The organism is Vibrio sp. (assembly GCF_050299255.1).
Taxonomy (GTDB): Bacteria; Pseudomonadota; Gammaproteobacteria; order Enterobacterales; family Vibrionaceae; genus Vibrio.
The window spans coordinates 52,215-77,110 of record NZ_JBNKVP010000008.1 but is presented as its reverse complement, the minus strand read 5'-3'; the positions used below and the strand labels follow the sequence as shown (position 1 = coordinate 77,110).

Sequence of the window (24,896 nt, the reverse complement as noted above, 5' to 3'; positions counted from 1 at the left end):
AGGTATAATCACCGCAAAATTACCAAGAGACAGATGAAATGATAAAAGTGGGTCAGATTAACCGTTTAGAAGTGGTACAGCGTACAGACTTCGGCGTGTTTCTTGATGCAGATGACTATGGCACCACATTACTGGTGAATAAATTTGTGCCGGAAGGGTGCGAAGTCGGCCAAAAAATCGATGTGTTGTTGTACTTCGATTCAGATAACCAACTGGCGGCAACCACCGAACAACCGATCGCTCAAGTGGGTGAATGGGGATTGATGAAAGTGGTGGGAGCCAACAGTACCGGCGCATTTGTTGACTGGGGAATCAAAGGCAAAGATCTGCTGGTGCCGTTTAGCGAGCAGCGCGGACGCCTGAGAGAAGGCCAGAATGTACTGGTGTATGTCTATACCGATAAAGCGTCAGGCAGGATAGTCGGTACCACCAAGTTCAACAAATTGCTCGATAAAACTCCGGCCAATTACACGACAAACCAGCAGGTAGATCTGCTTATTGCTGAGCGCAGTGAGTTGGGTTACAAAGCCATCATCAATGGTGCTCACTGGGGCATGATTTTCCCGTCGGACGTATTTGGCAAATTGTTTATTGGCAAAAAACTGAAAGGATATATCAAGAATATCCGTGAAGATGGCAAGATAGATTTGTCATTGCAGAAAATTGGTACCGCCAAAATGGATGACCTGAGTAGTAAGATCCTCGAAATGCTGGAGAAAAAAGGTGGATTTCTGCCTCTTAATGACAAGTCTTCTCCAGAAGCTATATTCTCAGCATTTCGCACTAGTAAAGGTACATTTAAGAAAACAATTGGCGGTTTGTATAAGCAGGGAAAAATTCGTATAGAAAGTGACGGAATTTACCTAAATAGCTAATAGATAAAAAGAAGGCCCTAAACTGTTAACCAGTTTTGGGCCATTGGGGGAGGGCTCTGGAGAGCCAAAGCAGATGAAGTTGTAACACACATCCACTCACGTTTTTATTGTAGTACAGATAATAAAATTTGCCGTTTTTTGGCAGTATTTAGTGCCAAGGAAGTGGTTTAAAACAAATTTTTATCTCTGACCAGCTCTCTTGGCAGGCCGTTTTTGATACGGTTGCCAACCCATTTGCCCAAGCCAATTACGTCACCGTTAAGTTTGATCAGGACTTCACCTTTGCCTGATTCGCCTCCAGGACGAACATCTCTGCCCATAAACCATTCACGGGCATCCGCCACAGTTAACTCAACACTCTGGGCTTCAGCTCCGGTTGCTAAGGCTGTTGCCACCTGATGTTGCCAGCGATAACCATTTTTATGACATTCGGCGATTTTAATGCCCATTCGCGAAAAGCGCAGCTCACCCAGCATCGGTTCCAGTGCTGTGGGGAACAGCCACACGTCTTTATCACGCAACCAGATCTGACTGTTATCAGGCAAGGTTACTCCAAGGCTGGAATGCAGTTGCTGGGTAATGTCTGCGTGAATTTTATTACTGGCTTTCTGGAACGGAAATTTACCCAAGCGCTTTTTCACTTCAGGTGCTTGTGTTGCGCCGGTTTTTCGAATCCGGGCAACGAAGAAGCCTTCACTGTCGAAAGTTTGCGGGAATACGTGCAGAAACCCTTCTGCGGTTAATGCTTTGTCGGCACCTGGAAAAAGCTCAGCCAGGCTGTCGAACTCAACCAGTTCGCCAAACGTCTGTTGCAGGTGATGACAGACCTGCTGGTTTTCTTCCAGACTTAATGTACAGGTGGAATAAACTAGCAAGCCGCCTGGCTTTAATGCGTGAAAAGCGCTTTCAATCAGCTCCTTCTGGGTGTCGGCGATACTGAACACCGATTCCCGGCTCCAGTTTTTCATTGCGTCTTCATCTTTGCGTACGGTGCCTTCTCCGGAGCAGGGGGCATCAAGCAGTACCGCATCAAAATGTTCCGGTAACCAGCCACCAAAAACCCGGCCGTCAAAGTTACTCAGTGCGCAATTGCGCACGCCACAGCGCTCGATATTGGCGTGCAACACTTTAACCCTGCTGGCGGAGAATTCGTTGGCCACCAGTATGCCCTGGTTATCCATTAAGGCCGCGATTTGGGTGGTTTTAGAGCCAGGGGCGGCCGCGACATCCAGTACACTGTTGTAATGCTCCGGCTGATCAAACAGAGCACTGACCGGCAACATGGAGCTCGCCTCCTGGATGTAAAACAGCCCTGCCATATGTTCAGCAGTATTACCGAGCGGCACTTCACTTTCGTCAGCCGTTATCCAAAAGCCATTCTCACACCAGGGCACAGGTGTCAGTTGCCACTCTTTTTGCTCTGCTCTCTGTTTGAACTGTTCAACCGAAATTTTCAGTGTATTGACCCGGATACTTTTGCGCAGCGGCCTCTGGCACGCGGCGACAAAGTCAGTCATGTTCAATGAAGCGGGCAGAATGGATTCAATATAGTGGAGGAATTCTTCTGGCAGATATACTTTCGGATGCACAGGCAAACCTTTGAGCTGGCTAGTTTGGGCCGAGATTATACCCAATTACACACACAGGTGTTATCTGAGCAGAATAAAAAAACGCGGCCAGATGGCCGCGCTGCTCTGTTTTTGGTCAGAAAACTTATCTGGGGGCAGGGATCGGCGTACGCCAGCCTTTCCAGGTTTCGTCTGCACGCGGGTAGAGCAGGAAAGTCTGACCTTGTTTGGCCTGTGGCGCTAAGGTGCTGTCAGGTGGGGTGGCAAAGGTAATACCACCACGCACTATGCTATCTAGCGTTCCCGCATTCACGCTGGCTCCTGTTATGCCAACGGTTACGTCGACGCCAGAGGTATTCCAGAAAACGCTGCTTTGTCTGACCAGATAAGCATATTGCGGGTAGATGCGTATGGTAGAAATGATTCGGTCGGCAAATTCGCCCAGCGTCACGTTAGTGACATAGCCAACTTCCATTTCACGGAACAGGATCGGAGTGCCGGCGGATACGGAGCCGCGTGTCGCGCTCTGCAGAGTAAATTCAATCCCGGGCCGATCCTGGGGCTTAAAGCGGAGCTTAAATTTTTCGGAAGTTTTACCAGAACCAGGTATTACTTGAATCGTTTTTGTAATCAGGTTGTCGAGGTTTTCTATACCATTTAATCCGATACGAGCCTGTTCAACCCAGAAATAGCTGCCCTGACGGGAAATTTTGTCCGCGTATTCGGGAAGTAGGTGGGCTTTGATCTCGATCTGATTACGCTCAAAATGCGGAACCTGCAGGGTCACTTCACCGACAGTAATGCCGTTGTACTTGATTTCGGTACCCATGGAAACTGTCGACTCTCCGTCGGCAATCAGAGTGACCACGCGACCAAACTTTCTTGCCTGGTCGAAGTTTTCAAACAGTTTCCATTTATCTTTTAATTTGTTGTCGACGCCGGGCAGAGAGTCAAAGGCGATCCCACCCTGAAGCATACTTTTAAGAGGTGCAGCCGTGACTTTTACCCCCTGAAGGCCAGCATTGACCTCTATGCCTGAATAATTCCAGAACACCGTTTGGTCGGTGACCAGATATTTGTACTGATTATCCACCCGTACATCTATTAATACTCCGCCGTCCACCAGGCGAAAATCCGCAACGCTACCCACTGCCAGGTTGCGATACAGTAGCGGGCTACCCTTGGAAACAGGGGGTAACTGGGTTGCGTACAGAGTGAGCGTTTTGGCACCAGACAAATTGTGCTGAGCCAGTTCGGCCAGGTTTTTGCTGGCATACAGCTGATATTGCGGTTGTGGTTTATCCCGTCCCTTACTGACAAAGCTGATTGAACCGGTCAAAAGCTGTTTGGCAGGTGGGATCGAAACATTCAGGCCATCTTCAGTTAACTCAACATTGGTAGTGCCGGTAACATAAAAACGGTTAGCGGATTTGATCAGATGCGCATATTGCTGGTTGACCAGCACATCGAATATGACTTGTTCCTGATCGAGCCGGACTTCAGTAACAGACCCGACTTTGATGCCACGATACAGAATCAATGACCCCTCATCGAGGCCGAAAGAATCACTGGCGACCAATTTCAGGGGCACCGAACGATTATCGCGTCGGTTGAAATCGTTCTTGCGAATCGCGGTAAACTGTCTGGCCCGGTCACCTTCGCCCGGCACTAGAGACAGGAAATTACCCTGAACCAGGTTTTTCAGGTTTTCCACCCCGGTGAGGGAAAGCTGAGCCTCTTCCAGTACAAACTGGCTTCCGGTGGTGAGCATTTCACCAAACGAAGGCTGGATAGCCGCGGAAGCGATAATTTCACTATGGTCCTCGCTCAAATTCAGGTCGGTTATCTGACCAACTTCAATCCCGCGGTAGATAATTGGCGCGCCGGAGGCACTGATATTACTGTTGTCAGGCAGGGAAATCTTAACCGGGATCCCGCGACCAGCGGTCTTCAAATCCGGATAAAGCCGGAAAAGGGTGTTTTCAGCTATCGGTTCGCCGCCTTCAGGAGAGTCAACGGCGATAGAGCCGCCGATTAAAGCACTGAGGCTTTCCAGCCGGACGTCTACACCCTGAAAGCCGATTTGCGCCCCTATGCCGCTGACGTTCCAGAACCGGCTACGGTCATTAATGATTTCATGAAATTCGTCTTTGATATAAGCATGGATCAGGACATACTTGGCATCGGGATCCAGCTCGTAACTGTACACTTCACCGATGGGAATTTTGCGATAGACAATTTGCGAGCCTACTGAAATTCCGCCCAGGTCCCGAGCGCGCAGAGTAATGTTCAGGCCTTGATTGGCGAGCAGATCAACCGGAGCGGTATCAATGGCAGTAAAGGTAGTCGGAATGTTTTCAGTTACCGCCGAGGCAGGATAGATGGCGATGTAGTTTCCTGAAACCAGGGCATCCAGGCCTGAAATGCCGGATAAACTGGCGGACGGCTTAACCAGCCAAAAGCGGGTATCGTCACCAAGCAGCTTGGTGGCTTCCGGGTAAATATCGGCATCGACGTAGATGCTGTCTAATCCTTCTGCCAGCTTGATATCTCGGACCATCCCGACTTCCAGGCCCTGGTAGCGAATGGTCGTCCGTCCCGCGACTAACCCCTGTGCATCGGAAAAATAGATTTGGATACGTTGTCCTGCTTCATTGATTGCTTTAACCAGTAACCAACCCGCGAGCGCCATCGTTAGGATAGGCAGCAACCATAAAGGCGATATCCCTCGGTTACGCCGAACTTCTGGTGTATATGACGATTGGGAAGAACTGGGTTTATTCATTCATTAAGCTCGTGTTCGGTTTGGTATAAGGGTCAGTATCCCAGATAAGCCGGGGGTCCAGGCTCTCGGTGGCCATCATGGTGAGTATCACCACCATGCCAAAAGCAACAGCTCCGTAACCCGGTGTAAAATCCAGTATCTGACCACGGTCAACTAATGTAATCATAATGGAAATAACAAACAAATCCATGATCGACCATTTTCCTATCCACTTGACTACAAAGTAGATAATCATCCGATGGCGCGGATTTAGGGCGTGGCGCCAATGAATTGAGACTAGCAGATACACCAGCCCCAGTATCTTGGCGACCGGCACCACAATACTGGCGATAAAGATGATTGCGGCGATACCAGGCATGCCATTATTGATTAGCGAGGCCACGCCGGAAAAGATGGTGTCTTCCAGTCGCTGACCATTGGTAATCAAAATCGATATCGGGATCAGGTTCGCTGGCCAGATAATGATGCTGGCCGCAATCAGGTACGCCCAGGTTTTCTGTAACGAGTTAGGTTTGCGGTGAAAAATAGCGTTGTGGCAACGAGCGCAGTGACTGTTTTCGTCTTGCGACAAATGGCATTCTTCGCAATGGATACTTTTGTGCTTGAAATTGTACTCTTCTTCAGGTTGCCAGGCATCCCAGTAACGCCGGATACTAACCCGACTTAACAGCAATACGGTAAATATTTGCAGTAACACCAGGCTATATAACGCCGGACCGATGAAAATATCGGAGTAATCCTGCAGCTTAAAACAGGAGACCGCAATGCTGACCAGAAACACATCGATCATCACCCAGGCTCGCAGGTGGCTGACCGTGTTCATTGTCAGGCGAAGGAGTGCAAAGGAACGAATTTTAAGCGCAATGTGCGCCAACACCACTGAGCTGCATACCGCCAAAGGGGCAATGGAACTGCAAAACAGAATCAACAAAGATAAGAAAACGAAGCCTTCATCAAACAGAGTGAATACACCCGCTGGCAGTGTGGCGGGAATCATTACCCCGAACAACCGTATACTGATGAAATCAAACAAGTGTGCTGGCAAAAACAGCAGCATACAGGTGAGGGCAATTGCCAGGTTTCCAGATAGCGACGGCGATCCACCACGGTACAGCTGGGTACCACAGCGTGGACAGTAAGCACTGGTGCCACGTTTAATATCGACGACATCAACAGGCAACTCGCATCCCTGGCAGAGGCGAACTCGTGAAACCTGTTTTTCATGGCGAGTGTTCGAAGTCATCGTTGGCTGTCTTATTCTACTATTCCGTTAACGCATGTGACATTGTCACGCATGTTGATGGGATTGTACCGCACCATATAGAGTTTGATACAAGCCTTGTTGTTCAACCAGTTCAAAGTGGGTACCCGTCTGAGTCACCTGTCCATCTTCAAGAACATAAATAAGGTCAGCCTGTTTGACCGCCGACAGACGATGGGCGACGATCAGCGTTGTTCGTCCTTTCAGAAACTCAGACAACGCTTTGTGCAGCGCAGCCTCAGTCGCGGTGTCCAACGCTGAGGTGGCTTCATCCAAGATGACAAACTTTGGATCGCTCAATATCATCCGGGCGATAGCCAGTCGCTGCCGCTGTCCGCCGGAGAGCCGTATACCTCCGCGGCCTATCTGGGTATCCAAACCATCTTTCAACTGGGCAATTACGTCTTGTAACTGGGCGATTTCCAACGTTCGCCACAATAGCAGTTCGTCATAATCTGAACCCAGTGTCAGGTTATGTCGCAGGGTGTCATTGAATAACACCGGCTGTTGCAGCACTACAGCAATGTGATCCCGAATCACATCGAAGCTGATCTTGTCCGTCGGTACACCATTGAACGCGATTTGCCCCGATTGCTGATGATAAACACCGATGAGCAACTGAATCAGGGTCGATTTACCGCCACCACTGGCGCCCACCAGAGCCACTTTCTTACCGGCAGGTATTTCCAGCGAGAGGTTATTCAGTACTCGTTGTTCTTCGTTGTATGAAAAGTTGACGTTAGACACTGAGACGGCAACTTCGCCATCTTGCAAAAACGGATTGATTTGACTGCTGGGGCGCTCTTCTTCTTCCAGTGCCAACAGATCGTTGATTCGGTTGACCGCCGCTTTGGCGCTGTACCAGGAAAACTGGATACCAAGCAGTTCTTGCACTGGCCCGAGCATAAACCACAAGTAGCCAAACACCGCAAATATCTGGCCTATAGTCAGGTCGCTAAACAGCACCATGAGCATCGCGACTGCCCGGAACAGCTCAAAGCCAAGTAAAAACAACAGGAAAGAGACTCTGCCTGCGGCCTCTGATTGCCAGGCATATTTGTCGGCATCGACACGTACCTGATCCGCTTGTTGTTTCAATTTTTGCAGGAACAGTCTTTCTTTATTAGACGCTCTCAGTTGGTAAATACCGTCTAAGGTTTCTACCAGCCGATTCTGGAATTTTTCAAACGCCTGGTTTTCTCTTTTTTTCAGGTGCTTAACTTTACTGCCTAACTTGCGAGAAAAATAGATCACCACCGGATTGACCAGCAGGATAAATAAGCCGAGCCGCCATTCCAGCCAGAGCAGGATGGCGGCTGTACCTATCACTGTCAGCAGACTGATCAGGAATTTACTTAAGGTTGTACCAATAAACTGGTCGATAGTTTCGACGTCGGTGATCAAATGAGCATTGATGCCGCCGCTGCCCTTGGTTTCGTATTGACGCATGCTGATTCGACCAAGCTTGTCGATCATTTTGCTGCGCAATTGGTAGGTAATGGTTTTAGATACCAGAGTAAACTGTCGGCTTTGCCAGATACTCAGTGCCTGGCTGGTTATCCGCATGATGATGACTATCAACAGCGTCAGGCCGATATAACCGATCGGGGTATGTAAGTTTTGTGGTAGCAGCCACTGCATTGCCGCCAGTCCTTGACCTGGTTTATCCAGCAATACCTCGTCAACCATCAAAGGCATAAGCAGCGGAATAGGTACACTTACTAAGGTGGCTAAGATGGCGATAACGTTCGCTAAAACAAGTTTGGATTTGTGAATTTTTACTTGTTTTATAAGCCAATTACGGCTAATAGTGTCTGCGTTGTTGTACATTCTATTGAGAATACATCCTATTTTGATTTGACATACGTCGATTCAATTTTGTAGAAGTGTCTCATTTTCTGATGGAAGTTAATATGAAAATAGAACATTACCACCGCTTAACCAAGCAAGCTATCGCGTTACTGGAGTCAGAACCTGACCTGATAGCGAACTTGTCAAATCTCAGTGCGTTACTGAATATGGAATTGGACCGTTTGAATTGGGTGGGATTCTATTTGCTCAAACAAGACCAATTGGTTCTTGGCCCGTTTCAAGGCAAACCTGCTTGTGTAAGAATTCCGCTAGGTAAGGGTGTGTGTGGTACTGCGATAGAAACTAATACAGTGCAGCGTATCTACGATGTGCACCAGTTTGAAGGTCATATTGCCTGTGACGCCGCTTCAAATTCTGAACTGGTAATCCCGTTTTCTGTTGGTGGAAAACTGATGGGCGTGCTGGACATAGACAGCCCAGAAATTGGCCGATTCGAAGAAGTGGATGAACAGGGACTGACATATTTAATGACAGAAGTAGAAAAACTGCTCAATTCCCACGCTAACGGGGAATAAACTCTCGTTAGACTGTGGTTTTTCATGTGCAGGTCACTATAATACCTCAAATATTGATCTCACTGTTTGCGGAAAGGCCGCATTAACCAGGAACCCCCATGGAAAACACCGAAAAGTTAAAAAACAGCAAAGAAGTGATTGCATACATTGCTGAATGTTTCCCTAAGTGCTTTACTTTAGAAGGTGAAGCAAAGCCTCTGAAAATTGGTATTTTTCAAGATCTTGCTGAACGTTTGAGTGACGATCCAAAAGTAAGTAAAACTCAGCTTCGTGCCGCATTGCGTCAATACACTTCATCATGGCGTTACTTACACGGTGTGAAGCCGGGTGCAACACGTGTAGACCTGGATGGAAATCCATGTGGCGAGTTAGAGCAAGAACATGTTGACCATGCGAAAACTGCTCTGGCAGAAAGCAAAGCTAAAGTTCAGGCTCGCCGTAAAGAACAGGCACAGAAAGCTCGCGAAGAGGGCAAAGAGAAGCCAAAGGCGAAGAAAACTCAGCAACGTCGACCAGCGCCAAATAAAGGGGCTAAGCCGGCTAAAAAACCTGTAGAAACGCGTGAACTGAATGCAGATGAAATGATCGTTGGCAATCAAGTGAACGTAAATATGGGCAAAGGTAATATGGCTGCGACCATAGTCGAAATCAACAAGGAAGACGTGCGCGTTCAACTTTCTAACGGCCTGCAAATGGTTGTAAAAGCGGAGCACCTGCGCGCGTAAAGGAGATACTCCTACGCATGAAATGCCGTTCAAAAGTTTCGGTAATTGCTGCTAGCCTTTGGCTGGCAGCTTTTTCCACACAGGCTCTTGAAGCCACTATCAAAAAACAGGACCTTCCTGTACTGACTCCTGAAGTTCAGCATGAAACGGCCGCCAAACGGGTGACTTCACGCTTTACTCGTTCTCACTATAAACACTTCAAGCTCAACGACCAGTTCTCTCAGCAAGTGCTCAACCGCTATGTTGAAATGCTGGACTACAACCGTAATGTCTTCACTCAAGCAGACGTAGATTCATTCCAGAAGTGGTCAAAGAAAGTCGACGACCAGTTGGAAGATGGCAATAACCAGATAGCTTTCGACATCTACAACTTCTCTATGGGTAAGCGGTATGAGCGTTTTAGCTATGCGCTGTCTCTACTCGATAAGGAAATGGACTTTACCGTCGATGAGTCTATTGAGCTGGATCGTACCAAAGCTGCCTGGCCGAAAGATGAAGCCGAGTTAGATGAGTTGTGGCGCAAGCGTGTTAAGTACGATGCTCTTAATCTCAAGATGACCGGCAAGAAGTGGGATGAAATCAAAGATATCCTTGGTAAGCGGTACAATAACGCCATCAAGCGTATCAGTCAGACACACAACGAAGATGCGTTTCAGCTGTTTATGAACGCGTTTGCCCGTTCTATTGACCCGCATACCAGCTACTTGTCGCCTCGTAATGCAGACCAGTTCCAGTCTGAGATGAACCTGTCGTTGGAAGGCATCGGTGCTGTACTGCAAATGACCGATGACTATACCGTGATTCGCTCTCTGGTAACCGGCGGCCCTGCCTTCAAGAGTAAACAGCTGGGTGAGGGCGACCGCATTGTCGGGGTTGGTCAGGATGGCGAAGATATTGTCGATGTCATTGGCTGGCGTCTGGATGATGTGGTACAGCTAATCAAAGGGCCGAAAGGCACCAAAGTTAACTTGCAGATTTTGCCTGAAGGTAAAGACGCGAAAACCGTCGTAGTCTCTATCGTTCGTGACAAAGTCAGGTTGGAAGACCGTGCAGTCAAATCTAAGGTAATTGAAAAGTCAGGCAAGAAAATTGGTGTAATTGAAGTGCCAAGTTTTTATGTCGGCCTGGCTGATGATACCAACAAGCTGATTGTCGATCTCAAGAAAGACAAGATCGATGGCATTATCGTAGATTTGCGTAACAACGGTGGTGGTGCGCTGACAGAAGCCACGGCGCTGTCTGGGCTGTTTATCAAAAGTGGACCGGTAGTTCAGGTGCGAGATAGTTACGGCCGGGTCAATGTTAACAGTGATACTGATGCCAAGATCAGCTATGAAGGCCCGATGACGGTTCTGATTAACCGCTACAGTGCATCTGCATCTGAAATTTTTGCCGCTGCCATGCAAGACTATGGCCGGGCGATCATTCTTGGTGAAAACTCCTTCGGTAAAGGCACAGTGCAACAACACAGGTCACTGAATCATATCTATGACCTGTTTGATAAAGAGCTGGGCTACGTACAGTACACCATCCAGAAATTCTATCGAATCAATGGTGGCAGTACTCAAAATAAAGGTGTTGCACCGGATATCGCTTATCCTACTGCAATAGATCCGTCAGAAACCGGGGAAAGTGTTGAAGACAACGCCCTTCCTTGGGATCAGATAGATAAGGCGAAGTATGCCGTGTTACGGCGTAACAAATCCTTAATTGCTGACCTTGAGCAGAAACACCTGAAACGTATCGCGGGTGATCTGGAGTTTAAGTTCATTCAGGAAGATATCGACTGGTACAACGGCGAGAAGGACAACAACCTGTTGTCGCTGAGTGAGAAAGCCCGTGAGGAAGAAAACGATCTTAATGATGAGCGCAGACTTTCTCGTATCAATCAGCGTCAAGCCTTGATGGGTAAAGACAAATACGCTTCTTTGGACGATATCCCGAAAGATTATGAAGCGCCCGATGCCTACTTGAATGAATCGGTAGCCATTATGGTCGATATGCTTAACGAAGACTAACCGTCTGAAATTATTAAAGCGAGCCTGAGAGCTCGCTTTTTTTATGCCTTCGTTAACGTGAGCTAGATCAAATTATTTCGCTAATTCCTATTCTCCTGCCTAAGCTTAAAGAAAACGAGTGGAGATTTGTTATGCGATGGATTTGGATATTGCTGCTCTCGCTGAGTTGCGTAACAGCGGCTCACGCAAGGGGATATGGCAATGATCTGACCCAGTTTGACTTGCCTTTGCTGTTGGGCGACTGGTATTTGATAAACCCGAGTCCTGAAGACTCCAAAGAGAACTTCCGAGCGATCAAAATGACCTTGGCTTCCAATTACAGGTTCTCAATCGATATTCAGAAAAAAGATTACAGTGTCGATCACTGGGAAGGAGAATATGCGGCCACTCGTGATAGCTTAATTTTGGGATTAAACACTGAGCAACCGCAAATCTATGAGTACCAGGGGACTCATAACATGCTTCATCTGAATGGTGTAACATTTACCAAAGCCCTGTCTAATGCGTTGGCCGGAATCTGGTCGAGTGCCCATTTGGCTGGTGATGGTCTGCTCGCCAGCAAAGTGGAGAGAATGGACTTAATCTTGCAGCCAGACTTTGTGTTCCTGTTTCGTGTAGCTAATGACAGCGGGGATGAAGCAATTCATCGCGGTGTGTATTACACCGAAGGTGACCATCTGGTGCTGCTGTATGAGAATGGCGAACACGATACGCGTTATACATTAAACCGAGATCAACTGACTCTTGAAGAGGAAGAAGGCAGCATGTATGCGGTCATGAATCGAATACGGTAATTCTCAATTCGTCGGAAAAATTGGGGTGTGATAGCAAATTCTTTCGATTTTTACAGCAATATCAGAAAAAAAACGAGGTATTCAGTCTGAGTGCCTCGTTTTTTAATCGTGAGAGTTGTAAGCTATCCAGCGTATTTATATTTCAACGTCATTAAGGACTCTGACATGGCACAAGCACCTGAAGCCAAATACCGCAAAGACTATCAGTCACCATCTCATACCATTACCGATATCGACCTGACATTTGACCTTCACGACAGCAGCACTACGGTGGTAGCCGTCTCCAAGGTTAAACAGTTGCAGCAGAGCGACACACTGACGCTCAACGGTGAAGGGCTAGAACTCAAAGCGTTGAAGGTTGATGGTGCAGACTGGAGCCACTATCAGCTTGAAGAAGCAGGGCTAACAATCAGCCAGTTACCGGCGCAATTTGAACTGACCGTAGAGACGGAAATCAATCCAGAAGCCAATACCGCTCTGGAAGGACTGTATAAGTCTGGCGGCGCATTCTGTACTCAGTGTGAAGCGGAAGGTTTCCGTCGCATTACTTATTATCTCGATCGCCCGGATGTACTGGCCAAATACACAACTAAAGTGATTGCCGACAAAGCGGACTATCCATTCCTGTTATCTAACGGTAACCGAATTGATCAGGGTGAGCTAGACGGCGGACGCCACTGGGTGAAGTGGCAGGACCCGCATCCAAAGCCAGCGTATCTGTTTGCTCTGGTTGCAGGCGACTTTGATGTATTAAAAGACAAGTTTGTCACACGAACGGGCCGCAACGTGGAACTGGAAATCTTCGTCGACAAAGGCAACCTGAACCGCGCCCATCATGCCATGACCTCTCTAATCAACTCAATGAAATGGGATGAAGAGCGTTTTGGTCTGGAGTATGACTTAGATATCTACATGATTGTTGCCGTAGACTTTTTCAATATGGGTGCCATGGAAAACAAAGGGCTGAATATCTTCAACTCAAAATTCGTCCTGGCGAACGACCAAACCGCGACCGATACCGACTATCTCGGAATTGAGGCGGTCATCGGACACGAATATTTCCACAACTGGACTGGTAACCGAGTGACCTGCCGGGACTGGTTCCAACTGAGCCTAAAAGAAGGTTTGACGGTTTTCCGTGACCAGGAGTTCTCATCTGATTTAGGTTCAAGAGCGGTAAACCGAATCAACAACGTACGCATTATTCGCGGTCCACAATTCGCAGAAGATGCCAGCCCGATGTCACATCCTATTCGCCCTGAAAAAGTGATAGAAATGAATAACTTCTACACACTGACTGTGTACGAAAAGGGTAGTGAAGTGATCCGGATGATGCATACTCTGCTGGGTGAGCAAAACTTCCAAGCGGGCATGAAACTTTACTTTGAGCGTCATGATGGAACCGCTGCGACCTGTGAAGATTTTGTATCGGCAATGGAAGATGCTTCCGGTATCGACCTGAAACAGTTCCGCCTTTGGTATAGCCAGTCTGGTACACCGGTTGTTTCTGTATCAAGTCACTATGACGCACAAGAGCAAAAGTATCACCTGACGGTCAAACAGTTGACTGAACCAACCCAAGACCAGGCAGACAAACAGCCACTGCATATCCCATTCGACGTAGAGCTGTACGCTGCCAACGGCGATGTAATTGAGTTACACTGTAACAGTGAGCCTGTCCATCATGTTCTGAATGTCACTGAAGCTGAACAGACATTTGTGTTTGAGCAAGTAGCAGAAAAGCCCGTGCCATCTATGCTGCGCGAGTTTTCCGCACCGGTAAAACTGGAATATGACTACAGTGATGAAGAGTTAACCTTCCTGATGGTGCATGCTCGAAATGAATTTGCGCGCTGGGATGCGGGGCAGATGTTGCTGGCGAAACACATCCGTCACAACGTTGAGCGGGTACAAGCGGGTGAAGAAGTCGAGTTACCCGAGCAAGTTGTGGATGCTTTCCGGGGCGTATTGCTCAATGCGGAACTGGAGCAGGCCTTCATCGCAGAAATGCTGTCATTACCGAGCCATAATGAAGTTTCGGGCTGGTACAAACAAGTTGATGTAGATGCTGTCGCCACTGTGCTCACTGCGATGAAACAGCAACTGGCATCTGAACTTGCCGATGAATTGTCAGCCTTGTACCACAGTCTGACTCAAGCTGAATACAGCATTGAGCATGCGGCAATCGGCCAACGTGCTTTGCGTAACATCTGTTTGTCTTACCTGGCATATACAGACGCAGGCAATCAGCTGGTTGAAGCGCAATATCACGGCGCTCACAATATGACCGATACTATCGCGGCAATGAGCGCGGCCAACCAGGCTCAGCTTCCTTGTCGGGAACAGTTGATGGCAGACTACAGCGACAAATGGACGCACGATGGTCTGGTGATGGATAAATGGTTCACTCTCCAGGGCAGCAACCCTGCGGATAATGCATTGGAAGTGATCAAACAGACCATGCAACATCCGGCGTTCAGTATGAAAAACCCTAACCGCATTCGCAGTTTGATCGGTGCATTCTTAAATATGAACCCGGTACAGTTCCATGCGAAAAGTGGTGTCGGATATCAATTTGCCGGTCAAATTTTACGTGAATTGAACAGCAGCAATCCGCAGGTAGCTTCGCGACTGATTGACCCATTGTTAAAATTAGGTAAATATGATGTTGCGCGTCAGCAGATGATCCGGGCTGAACTAGAATCGCTACAGAAAATGGACAACCTTGCTAACGATCTTTACGAGAAAGTAACCAAGGCACTGGAAGCTGAGTAATATAGAGGCCGGCAATGTTTGTGCATTGCCGGCCATATTCTAGCACGATGAACTACTATTATTTTCGAATTAATATCACTTATCAGCAATTCCTGGCTCACTACAGTGGTGTTGCCAGTACCTTGATAATCCAGACAGAATGTGGATTGAAGCTGCAAATCGCTGCGGTTAAATTTCGGCCATTTCTTACTCAGTTGGGCTTAAAAGGGCGATATCGGTTATCAACTGACCAAAATAATAAATTTATTCAGCTGGAAGCTTTATGAACCTTTATTTAGTCAGAAGTTTAAACTAAACATTAGTCACATTATCAAACATTTCACCTCTGACCTGCCGTTAAACCATTAACTATTTATCAATAAAACTTTTACAATAACCCCCAAGCACTACCCAAAGTAAGCGCTATGCTTACGACAACCCCCTACACTAGATACAATTATAATTGTGGAGTCTGATTATGACCGCGCGTGAAGCTTTAATGCCGGTTCTGCTTGAAAAGGTGTACAAGCTAATTCAAGACAAACTCGAGCTTGCTCAACAACCCCTCGTGACCCAACTCGCCCAGCATCTGTTTAGTAATGTTTCACAAGACGATCTTGTGAAGCGTAACGAATCGGATTTGTATGGCGCCATCGTGAGCCTTTGGCATCACATCAATGACAAAAAGCCAGATGAAATATCTGTACGGGTATTTAACCCGACGGTAAGTCGCCATGGCTGGCAGTCGACCCATACCGTAGTAGAAATTGCGGTTCCGGATAGCCCATTTTTGGTTGATTCGATCAAAATGGCACTAAGTCGCCTCGATCTGGCTTCGCATCTAATGCTGCACGGCCCGACGCAAGTGGCGCGCAGTGATAAAGGGGAGATCACTGGATTTAATCAGGGAGAGGGAACATTCCATTCGCTATTCCACATTGAAGTGGACAGACTTAGCGATAAAGCTGCAATGACTTCACTGAAGCAGGAGTTAGAAAAAATTCTGACTGATACTCGCCTGGTAGTGAACGACTGGAAAAACATGGTCGATAAACTTGAACAGGTGACCAATCAGGTTGAAGCGCAGCGTGGAAAAATTGAAATAGAGCGCGACCGCTACGAAGACACAATTAATTTCCTACGTTGGCTGGGTGACCATAATTTCACTTTCATGGGTTACAAAGAGTATGACTTGGTGGAAGTGAATGGTGATGCCGAGCTGCGGCCAACACCTGAAAAAGGTCTTGGTCTGTTCAGTGTAGATAGCCGGGTGCGCAGCGTAAAACTTTCTGAGTTTGTTGACTCAGCGCGCCTTGAAGCCAAAAAGCCATTTTTGCTTATCGTTACCAAAGGCAATACCCAGTCGCGTATCCACAGACCGGCTTATACCGACTATATCGGTATTAAGAAATTTGACGAAAACGGCAAAGTTGTCGGTGAACACCGGTTTACCGGTCTGTATACCTCTGCGGTGTACAACCAGAGCGTTGCGGACATCCCGCTGATTCGTGAAAAAGTAGGCCGCATTCTGGCAGCAAGTGGCTACCGCGTCGGTTCATACTCCTATAAAGCACTCAACAACATCCTGGAAAACTACCCGCGTGATGAACTGCTTCAGGCAACGGAAGAAGAGATGCTGGAAGTGGGCATGGGTGTGGTTCAGATGCAGGATCGCGATTTGCTGCGTCTGTTTGTGCGCAAAGACCCGTTCGGCCGTTTCTTTAGCTGCATGGTGTATGTGACTAAAGATCGTTACAACACCGAACTGCGTCGTCAAACGCAACGTATATTCAAACAGTATTTTGGTTGTGAGCAAGAAGTTGAATTTACAACTTATTTCTCCGAAAGCCCGCTGGCCCGTACACACTATATAGTCCGAGTTGACAACAATAATATGGACGTAGACGTCAAATTAATTGAACAAAACTTAATGGAAGCATCGTCAAACTGGGATGACCGTTTGTCTGATGCGATCATCGCGAACTTCGGTGAAAGCAAAGGCTTGCCTCTGTCAAAAGAGTTCTTGCGCGCTTTCCCTCGTTCGTATAAAGAAGATGTAATGCCGGGTTCGGCAGTGGACGACATTGAGCGCCTGGAAGCACTCAGCGACGGCAACAAGCTCGGCATGTTGTTCTATCGTCCTCAGGAAGTGTCCGCAGATTCTAAAGCGGTACGCTTGAAACTGTACCATCGCGATGAACCGATCCATCTTTCCGATGTAATGCCAATGCTGGAAAACCTTGGCCTGAGAGTGATCGGAGAGTCACCGTATGAAATACGTAAAACTAACGGTCAAGTCTACTGGATCCTAGACTTCTCCATGCTGCATAAGAGCGAAGCGACCGTTGACTTGCGTGAAGCCCGTGATCGTTTCCAACAGGCATTTGCTGCCATTTGGGCAGGTCAGTTAGAAAGTGATGGTTTCAACCGATTGGTATTGGGTGCCTCATTAACTGGTCGTGAAATTTCAATCCTGCGTGCTTATGCTCGTTACATGCGTCAGGTCGGTTTCCCATTCAGTCAACAGTACATTGAAGACACGCTTAACCATTATCCCAAACTGGCCAAAGCACTTGTTGGTCTGTTCGCGAAGCGTTTTGATCCCAAGCATAAAGGCAGCGTGAAAGGTCAGTCAGATCTTATTCAGAAGATCACTGAGCAATTGGATCATGTAGAAAGCCTGGATGATGATCGTATCTTGCGCCGCTACATGGAAATGATCTCGGCAACACTGCGCACCAACTACTATCAGCTGGACGAAAACAAACAGCCTAAACCTTGGTTGTCACTTAAACTGAAACCGCGTGATATTCCTGAAATTCCACAGCCGGTTCCAGCGTACGAAATCTTTGTCTACGCACCTGACATCGAAGGTGTTCACTTGCGCGGCGGCAAAGTGGCTCGTGGCGGATTGCGTTGGTCTGATCGCCAGGAAGATTTCCGTACTGAAATCCTTGGCCTGGTAAAAGCGCAGCAAGTTAAGAACACCGTTATCGTACCGGTTGGTGCGAAAGGTGGCTTCGTATGTAAGCGTCAGCAAAACTTCACTACTCGTGATGAAATCTTTGCTGAAGGCCAGCGTTGTTATAAGCAGTTTATTCGAGCTTTGCTGGACGTTTCAGATAACATCATCGAAGGCGAGGTGGTACCGCCAACTAACGTGATCCGCCATGATGAAGACGATCCTTATTTGGTAGTTGCGGCGGATAAAGGTACCGCTACTTTCTCCGACCTGGCGAACTCCGTTTCTGAAGAGTATAACTTCTGGCTTGGGGATGCATTCGCATCCGGTGGCTCTAACGGCTATGACCACAAAGCGATGGGGATTACCGCCAAAGGTGGCTGGGAATCAGTAAAACGTCATTTCCGTGAAATGGGCATTGACTGCCAGACCACTGACTTTACCGCTATCGGTATCGGCGACATGGCTGGGGATGTGTTTGGTAACGGTATGTTGCTGTCTAAACATATCCGTCTGCAGGCAGCGTTTAACCACCTGCACATCTTTATTGATCCGAATCCGGATTCGGCGTCTAGCTGGGAAGAGCGCAATCGCCTGTTCAACTTGCCGCGTTCAAGTTGGGAAGATTATAACGCCGAGCTGATCTCAAAAGGCGGCGGTATCTTCTCACGCCGTGCCAAGTCGATCACTCTGACGCCTGAAATTCAGAAAATGCTGGCGACCAAAAAGACCTCAATGGCGCCAAATGAACTGATTAAGATGATCCTGAAAATGAAAGTGGATCTTCTGTGGAATGGCGGGATCGGTACTTACATTAAATCCTCCAACGAAACCCATACCGACGTCGGCGATCGTGCCAATGATGTCCTGCGGATCGATGGCCGTGATCTTAAAGCTCGCGTAGTCGGTGAGGGTGGTAACCTGGGGATGACTCAGCTTGGACGTATCGAATACGCACTGAGCGGTGGTAAGGTCAACACTGACTTTGTCGACAACGTTGGTGGCGTGGACTGTTCAGATAACGAAGTCAACATTAAGATCTTCCTGAACGGCTTGGTGGCCAATGGCGATCTGACAGTAAAACAGCGCAACCAGGTGCTGGAGTCGATGGAAGATGAAGTTTCCGACATCGTTCTCGAAGACGCTTACTGTCAGTCAGAGTCTATTTCCGTTACCGAACACCAGGGTGTTTCAACGGTAAAAGAGCAGATGCGCTTTATCCATACTATGGAAAAAGCAGGCCTTCTGGATCGAAACTTAGAATACATCCCGGATGACGAAACGCTGCTAGAACGCGAGAAAATGGGTAAAGCTCTGACTCGTCCAGAGCTATCAGTCTTGGTCGCTTACGGTAAAATGGTTCTGAAGGAGCAGTTAGTCCACGATGACATCGCCAATGATCCATTCCATGCACAGCAGCTAGTCAATTACTTCCCAACTGAGTTACGTCGTAACTATTCTCAGTACATGGATAACCATCCGCTACGGGCGGAAATTATCGCAACGGCGTTGGCGAATCAGATGGTCAACGAAATGGGCTGTAACTTTGTCACCCGTCTGCAGGAAGAGACAGGGGCGACAGTGGTCGATATTGCCAACGCCTATGTGGCCACCCGAGAAATATTCGGACTGGGCGATATCATGCAGTCGATTCGCAAACTTGATAACATCGCCACCACTCGTGCCCAGTACGACATGCTGTACTTCATCCGTCGTACATTACGTCGTCTGTCTCGTTGGCTACTTCGTAACCATGCAGGTAAACAGAGCGTAGTGGAGCTGGTCGAATTGTATCAACAAGATGTGAATACCATTCGCGAAAACCACGACAGTATGCTGGTCGAATCTGAGGTAGAAGAGCACAATCAGTTGGCACAGAAATGGATCGAAAGCGGAGTGGAAGCTCAGTTGGCGAACCTGGTTGCCCGCATGCAAAGCTTGTTCTCGGCACTGGATATCTCCACAGTGGCCCGAGAGAAACAGAAAACTGTGCTTGAGACCGGTAAACTCTACTACAACCTGGGTGATCGTTTATCTCTGCATTGGTTCCTCAAACAGATCAATGCTCAGGCAATTGACAACAACTGGCAAGCTTTGGCTCGCGCCGCTTTCCGTGAAGATCTGGATTGGCAACAGCGTTTGTTGACCGCTCAGGTGCTAAGTTGCCATTGCGCTGACGAAAAAGAGTTCGATGTTTTGAAGGCTTTGGAAGAGTGGATCGAACGTAACCAGGTGTCGTTGCAACGCTGGGAAAGCGTACTGAACGAGTTTAAAGTCGGTTCGGTACACGAGTTTGCAAAATTCTCGGTAGCATTGAGGGAATTGGTGCTATTAAATTTGAATTGTTCGGCAAATGAGTAAATAATAAGGCCCCGTTTATACGGGGCTTTTTTCTTTCGGAGGCACAATGCTTTACCGTTTAGCCAGAACAGGCTTATTTCAACTTGACGCCGAGAAGGCGCACGATCTCGCAATAGAAAATTTCAAACGCTTTACTGGCACTCCACTTGATCTTTTTTACCGCCAACAACTTCCGCAACGACCAGTCGAATGCATGGGACTGACTTTCCGTAACCCTGTGGGTCTCGCGGCTGGGTTGGATAAAAATGGCGAATGCATCGAAGCATTTGATGCCATGGGTTTTGGCTTTGTGGAAGTCGGTACCGTCACGCCACGCCCACAACCTGGTAACGACAAACCACGTCTGTTTCGTCTGATTGAAGCAGAAGGCATTATCAACCGTATGGGTTTTAATAACCTGGGTGTGGACAATTTGGTAGAGAATGTCAAAAAAGCCAAATTTAACTGCGTCCTCGGCATTAATATCGGCAAGAACAAAGATACGCCGATAGAGAAAGGGGCGGAGGACTACTTGATCTGCATGGAAAAAGTTTATCCGTATGCAGGTTATATCGCCGTTAACATCTCATCACCAAATACACCGGGACTGCGCAGTCTGCAATATGGTGAAGCACTGGATTCACTGCTAGCAGAACTGAAAACCAAACAGGCTGAACTGGCCAAACAGCATGGCAAATATGTACCGCTGGCTCTTAAGATCGCGCCAGATCTGAGTGATGATGAAATTGATCAGATTTGCCAGTCGTTGATCAAAAATGACATCGACGGAGTGATCGCAACCAACACCACTTTAGACCGTTCACTGGTTGAAGGTATGAAGTTCGCCAACGAAGCGGGTGGGTTAAGTGGTCGTCCGGTACAATCGCGCAGCACAGAAGTCGTTCGTCGACTGCATGCCGAACTTGGCGATGCCGTGCCCATCATCGGGGTAGGCGGAATTGACTCTTATGTCTCGGCAAAAGAAAAGCTGCTGGCTGGGGCCAAACTGGTTCAGGTGTACTCAGGTTTTATCTACCACGGTCCAGGCCTGGTACGCGACATCGTCAAGAACCTGTAACTGGGTGACGCCGTAACCTGTTAATAATACATGGTTTTAATAGCTTGAAGAGGAAATGAGTGAAATCATTTCCTCTTTTTTTTTAATTTACCGCTTCTTACTATTTAGGTTAGCTACGGAAAGGTAACTAAACGTTTTACCTGATTGATACGCAACCGAGATTGGAACGATGCTCAAACCCAGTGACAAATGGACTTGGTATTATGACGACAGGGAAGGCCACCTGATGCTTGACCTGGGCGATGACATGATATTCAAGACCAATCTTCCAGAAAAGCTTCTCGTTGACTGTGCAATTGGTATCAACGAGTTTTCCGTTGATGATGCTTCGGCATTTCAAACCTTCAAAGAACAGCTGGCTCAATTACCGCTCAGTGAGCCAAGACAGGCCGAGCTGGCACTGTATTGTGCAGCTGCAAAGCGCTTCCATAAGCCTGTTCAGCCGAAAAGCTGGTTCTTTGATGCACAGCTTTCGTCAGAGATAGCCCCAGAAGAAGGGGATATCATTGAGTTGTCTAACGCATACAACCGCAGTCCGTTCATTGTTCTCGAAGTAGGAGAAACGGCAAGTTTGTGCGCTCTGATTGATTTAGAGTCATTCAAATTGACAGCAAACAAACAGCTTATATTTGGCCAGGCCATAAAAGTAATGCATGACCGGATGGCAGAAGTTCGTTACCAATTACCTAGAATTGCCATGGTCGGTTAATCCGGGTTGTCTATTTACAGGGGCGCTATCGCTCCCAGCGAATAGAAAACCAGCTAAAAATATTCCTTTGATTCGTTCCTTTGTTTCATTTCCTATCGGCCAACTGGCCGATTTTTTTTGCCTGCTGATTAGGTCCGGTAACTAACTTGGTCAATATTAAATCAAAAATGTGACCCAACTAGAAAGTAGGTCAAAAAATTTTTACCCCATTTCTGACTAATTCTACTCGGCACTTAGCCAGCCGACAGCCATAAATTCCCCCTTTAACGCCATTTTGTAACTTATTTACAGTGTAAAAACGCCTCTGGTATAGACCAAAAATGGTGTAAATAAGTATTCACTTCTGCTGTGAAGCAGATTTTTACATGTTGAGTGAGAGAATTTTCGCTTTGAGGTCAAACTGCCGGCAAGTTAGCCAGTTAGCAGAGGGATGAGAGAAAAAATCGGATAGGTTTAACGCAAGTTGGGTAATGTCAGTTATAATCATCGGCTAATTTTTATGATCGACAGAACGTTATGCACCAATATCTTGCGGTTACTTCAAATGGCCTGGAAAATTTGCTGGTTGAAGAGTTGACCGAACTCGGCATTAATAATGCAAAACCCGTACAGGCCGGCGTTAAATTTAAAGCCGACAATGAACAGATATATCGTTGTTGCCTATGGAGCCGGTTTGCGTCCAGATTCGTAAGAATTCTGGCTGAATTTAACTGCCAGGATGATATGGACCTTTACTTGTCCGCCTCAGCTATCAACTGGTCAGGGCATTTTGACTCTGATAAGTGCTTTGTGGTTGATTTCAACGGGACTAACCGTGAGATTCGCAACAGCCAATATGGTGCGATGAAGGTAAAAGACGCGATTGTCGATAGTTTTAACAAGAAGAACTTACCGCGTCCTTCGATCAATAAAGATCATCCAGATCTTCGGGTTCATGTGCGTCTGTTTAAAGACAACGCACTGCTGGGAATCGATATGGTCGGTAGCGGCTTACATCAGCGCGGCTACCGGACAGAAAAGGGGGCAGCACCGCTTCGTGAAACCCTGGCTGCTGCCATTGTGGCGCGAAGTGGCTGGAAACCTGGCGAAAACCTAATCGACCCTATGTGCGGTTCGGGGACGCTGCTAATTGAAGCTGCGATGATAGCTGCCAAGATTGCGCCTGGACTACAACGCGAAAAGTGGTGCTTTGAATCACTCAATGACTTCGAACAGTCCAGCTGGCTGGAGATCAAATCTGAAGCGAATGTCATGGCACGCCGTGGTGTCAAAAATGTTGACGGTAAGTTTTTCGGCTCCGATAAAGACGAGCGACTGATTAAAATTGCCCGTCAAAACGCCAAACGTGCTGGTGTCGAAGAGTTAATTGAATTTAACGTTGCTGATGCCACGACTCTGACCCGTCCACAAGATTGTGACAGCGGTGTCATCGTGTGTAATCCACCATATGGTGAACGTCTAGGCACCGAACCTGGCTTGATAGCCCTCTATACCGCATTTGGCGGTATGCTCAAATCTCAATTCGGCGGCTTCCGGGCATCTATCTTCTCAAGCTCGGACGAACTGCTGAGCTGTCTGCGCATGCGTGCTGACAAGCAGTACCGCCTGAATAATGGTGCGTTACAGTGTCACCACAAAAACTACACTATTGCCCAACGTCAAACGGAAAGCGACGCACCACAAGCACAGATCGCACCGGATTTTGCGAACCGATTGAAGAAAAACATCGCTAAAATCGGCAAGTGGGCCAAAAAGGAGCAGCTTGATTGCTACCGTATTTACGATGCCGACCTGCCGGAGTACAACGTCGCTATAGACCAATACCAGGATCATATCGTTATCCAGGAATACTCGGCGCCGAAAAATATTCCAGAAGAGAAAGCCAAGCGTCGCTTGACTGATATTATTCGTGCGACCATCCAGGTTACCGATACCGCCGCCGACAAAGTCATTCTTAAAGTTCGGGAAAGGAAAAAGGGCCGTAGCCAGTATGAAAAGCTGGCACAAAAGTCGGAAACTATGCAGGTAAAAGAGTACGGCGTGAAGTTAATCGTCAACCTGCACGACTACCTGGATACCGGCCTGTTTTTGGATCATAAACTTACTCGTAAACGACTGGGTGAAATGGCCAAGGGCAAAGACTTCCTAAACCTGTTCGCTTATACCGGTTCTGCAACCGTTCATGCCGCCTGTGGCGGAGCTAAGTCGACGACAACGGTTGATATGTCGAACACTTATCTGAACTGGGCAAAAGAGAACATGCAGCTGAATGGTCAAGTTGGTCGTCAACACCGTTACGAACAGGCTGACTGCCTACAATGGCTGGCGAAAGAAACCAATCAGTACGACCTGATCTTTATCGATCCACCAACGTTCTCGAATTCTAAACGTATGGAGCAATCATTTGATGTTCAGCGCGATCATATCGAGCTAATGACTCAGCTTAAGCGTCTGTTGAGACCAGGTGGTACCATAGTATTTTCCAACAATAAACGGCACTTCAAAATGGATGTCGGTAAGCTAGCGGAGTTATCGCTTCGGGCTACCAATATTTCGTCGCAAACGCTGCCACTCGATTTTGCCCGCAATAAGCAGATTCACAATTGTTGGATGATAGAACATATCGACTAGAGGCAATTC

At 47.6% G+C, this 24,896-nt stretch carries 15 protein-coding genes; 11 read left to right on the top strand and 4 right to left on the bottom strand.

The features are described from left to right. Positions 1 to 38 precede the first annotated feature (38 nt). Positions 39 to 875 carry a CvfB family protein gene (locus tag ACQY6F_RS04560; RefSeq protein ID WP_428772527.1) on the top strand — a complete coding sequence of 279 codons (837 nt, stop codon included), beginning with the start codon at positions 39 to 41 and terminating at the stop codon, positions 873 to 875. 167 nt (positions 876 to 1,042) lie between these two features. Here the strand turns inward: ACQY6F_RS04560 and rsmF are convergent, their stop codons facing one another. The 4 genes from rsmF to ACQY6F_RS04540 all read right to left on the bottom strand — a co-directional run bounded on the left by rsmF (position 1,043) and on the right by ACQY6F_RS04540 (position 8,319). Next, on the bottom strand, positions 1,043 to 2,464 hold the full coding sequence (rsmF, locus tag ACQY6F_RS04555) for a 16S rRNA (cytosine(1407)-C(5))-methyltransferase RsmF (protein ID WP_428772525.1): 1,422 nt from the start codon (positions 2,462 to 2,464) through the stop codon (positions 1,043 to 1,045). A gap of 124 nt (positions 2,465 to 2,588) precedes the next feature. Further along, entirely contained in the window at positions 2,589 to 5,228 is a 2,640-nt protein-coding gene (locus ACQY6F_RS04550; protein ID WP_428772523.1) for an MlaD family protein, read from the bottom strand. Then, positions 5,221 to 6,471: a PqiA/YebS family transporter subunit gene (locus ACQY6F_RS04545; protein ID WP_428772521.1), complete on the bottom strand. Its 1,251-nt coding sequence runs from the start codon at positions 6,469 to 6,471 to the stop codon at positions 5,221 to 5,223. The genes ACQY6F_RS04550 and ACQY6F_RS04545 overlap by 8 nt, the downstream gene beginning before the upstream one ends. 45 nt (positions 6,472 to 6,516) lie before the next feature. Beyond that, positions 6,517 to 8,319 carry an ABC transporter ATP-binding protein gene (locus ACQY6F_RS04540; protein WP_428772519.1) on the bottom strand — a complete coding sequence of 601 codons (1,803 nt, stop codon included), beginning with the start codon at positions 8,317 to 8,319 and terminating at the stop codon, positions 6,517 to 6,519. Positions 8,320 to 8,402: 83 nt separating this feature from the next. Here ACQY6F_RS04540 and ACQY6F_RS04535 point away from each other — a divergent pair, with 83 nt between their 5' ends. The 10 genes from ACQY6F_RS04535 to rlmKL all read left to right on the top strand — a co-directional run bounded on the left by ACQY6F_RS04535 (position 8,403) and on the right by rlmKL (position 24,887). After that, positions 8,403 to 8,876 (top strand): GAF domain-containing protein, encoded by a 474-nt coding sequence (locus ACQY6F_RS04535; RefSeq protein ID WP_428772517.1) that lies wholly within the window; start codon positions 8,403 to 8,405, stop codon positions 8,874 to 8,876. A 98-nt stretch (positions 8,877 to 8,974) separates the two neighbouring features. Further along, entirely contained in the window at positions 8,975 to 9,601 is a 627-nt protein-coding gene (gene proQ / locus ACQY6F_RS04530; RefSeq protein ID WP_428772515.1) for an RNA chaperone ProQ, read from the top strand. A gap of 17 nt (positions 9,602 to 9,618) precedes the next feature. Then, on the top strand, positions 9,619 to 11,619 hold the full coding sequence (gene prc / locus ACQY6F_RS04525) for a carboxy terminal-processing peptidase (protein ID WP_428772513.1): 2,001 nt from the start codon (positions 9,619 to 9,621) through the stop codon (positions 11,617 to 11,619). 131 nt (positions 11,620 to 11,750) lie between these two features. Next, complete coding sequence (locus tag ACQY6F_RS04520; protein WP_428772511.1) at positions 11,751 to 12,413, top strand: hypothetical protein; 663 nt, start codon at positions 11,751 to 11,753, stop codon at positions 12,411 to 12,413. A gap of 165 nt (positions 12,414 to 12,578) precedes the next feature. Beyond that, positions 12,579 to 15,188, top strand: coding sequence for an aminopeptidase N (gene pepN / locus ACQY6F_RS04515; RefSeq protein WP_428772510.1), 2,610 nt, complete (start codon positions 12,579 to 12,581; stop codon positions 15,186 to 15,188). 47 nt (positions 15,189 to 15,235) lie between these two features. After that, positions 15,236 to 15,454, top strand: coding sequence for a DUF2835 domain-containing protein (locus ACQY6F_RS04510; RefSeq protein WP_428772542.1), 219 nt, complete (start codon positions 15,236 to 15,238; stop codon positions 15,452 to 15,454). 191 nt (positions 15,455 to 15,645) lie between these two features. Beyond that, positions 15,646 to 20,490 (top strand): NAD-glutamate dehydrogenase, encoded by a 4,845-nt coding sequence (locus ACQY6F_RS04505; RefSeq protein ID WP_428772509.1) that lies wholly within the window; start codon positions 15,646 to 15,648, stop codon positions 20,488 to 20,490. 46 nt (positions 20,491 to 20,536) lie between these two features. Next, positions 20,537 to 21,547 (top strand): quinone-dependent dihydroorotate dehydrogenase, encoded by a 1,011-nt coding sequence (pyrD, locus tag ACQY6F_RS04500; protein ID WP_428772507.1) that lies wholly within the window; start codon positions 20,537 to 20,539, stop codon positions 21,545 to 21,547. Between the two features lie 169 nt (positions 21,548 to 21,716). After that, a complete protein-coding gene (locus ACQY6F_RS04495) occupies positions 21,717 to 22,256 on the top strand; it encodes a cell division protein ZapC (protein ID WP_428772506.1) in 540 nt (179 codons plus the stop codon). A 516-nt stretch (positions 22,257 to 22,772) separates the two neighbouring features. Beyond that, positions 22,773 to 24,887 (top strand): bifunctional 23S rRNA (guanine(2069)-N(7))-methyltransferase RlmK/23S rRNA (guanine(2445)-N(2))-methyltransferase RlmL, encoded by a 2,115-nt coding sequence (gene rlmKL / locus ACQY6F_RS04490; RefSeq protein ID WP_428772505.1) that lies wholly within the window; start codon positions 22,773 to 22,775, stop codon positions 24,885 to 24,887. Positions 24,888 to 24,896 lie beyond the last annotated feature (9 nt).

Bases quoted from the DNA above. Each gene is read 5' to 3' on its own strand.
- ACQY6F_RS04505 (WP_428772509.1), top strand. From the start codon at position 15,646: ATGACCGCGCGTGAAGCTTTAATGCCGGTTCTGCTTGAAAAGGTGTAC.
- proQ (WP_428772515.1), top strand. From the start codon at position 8,975: ATGGAAAACACCGAAAAGTTAAAAAACAGCAAAGAAGTGATTGCATAC.
- ACQY6F_RS04495 (WP_428772506.1), top strand. From the start codon at position 21,717: ATGCTCAAACCCAGTGACAAATGGACTTGGTATTATGACGACAGGGAA.
- ACQY6F_RS04550 (WP_428772523.1), bottom strand. From the start codon at position 5,228: ATGAATAAACCCAGTTCTTCCCAATCGTCATATACACCAGAAGTTCGG.
- ACQY6F_RS04520 (WP_428772511.1), top strand. From the start codon at position 11,751: ATGCGATGGATTTGGATATTGCTGCTCTCGCTGAGTTGCGTAACAGCG.
- prc (WP_428772513.1), top strand. From the start codon at position 9,619: ATGAAATGCCGTTCAAAAGTTTCGGTAATTGCTGCTAGCCTTTGGCTG.
- ACQY6F_RS04510 (WP_428772542.1), top strand. From the start codon at position 15,236: ATGAACTACTATTATTTTCGAATTAATATCACTTATCAGCAATTCCTG.
- rlmKL (WP_428772505.1), top strand. From the start codon at position 22,773: ATGCACCAATATCTTGCGGTTACTTCAAATGGCCTGGAAAATTTGCTG.
- ACQY6F_RS04560 (WP_428772527.1), top strand. From the start codon at position 39: ATGATAAAAGTGGGTCAGATTAACCGTTTAGAAGTGGTACAGCGTACA.
- ACQY6F_RS04540 (WP_428772519.1), bottom strand. From the start codon at position 8,319: ATGTACAACAACGCAGACACTATTAGCCGTAATTGGCTTATAAAACAA.
- pyrD (WP_428772507.1), top strand. From the start codon at position 20,537: ATGCTTTACCGTTTAGCCAGAACAGGCTTATTTCAACTTGACGCCGAG.
- pepN (WP_428772510.1), top strand. From the start codon at position 12,579: ATGGCACAAGCACCTGAAGCCAAATACCGCAAAGACTATCAGTCACCA.
- ACQY6F_RS04545 (WP_428772521.1), bottom strand. From the start codon at position 6,471: ATGACTTCGAACACTCGCCATGAAAAACAGGTTTCACGAGTTCGCCTC.
- ACQY6F_RS04535 (WP_428772517.1), top strand. From the start codon at position 8,403: ATGAAAATAGAACATTACCACCGCTTAACCAAGCAAGCTATCGCGTTA.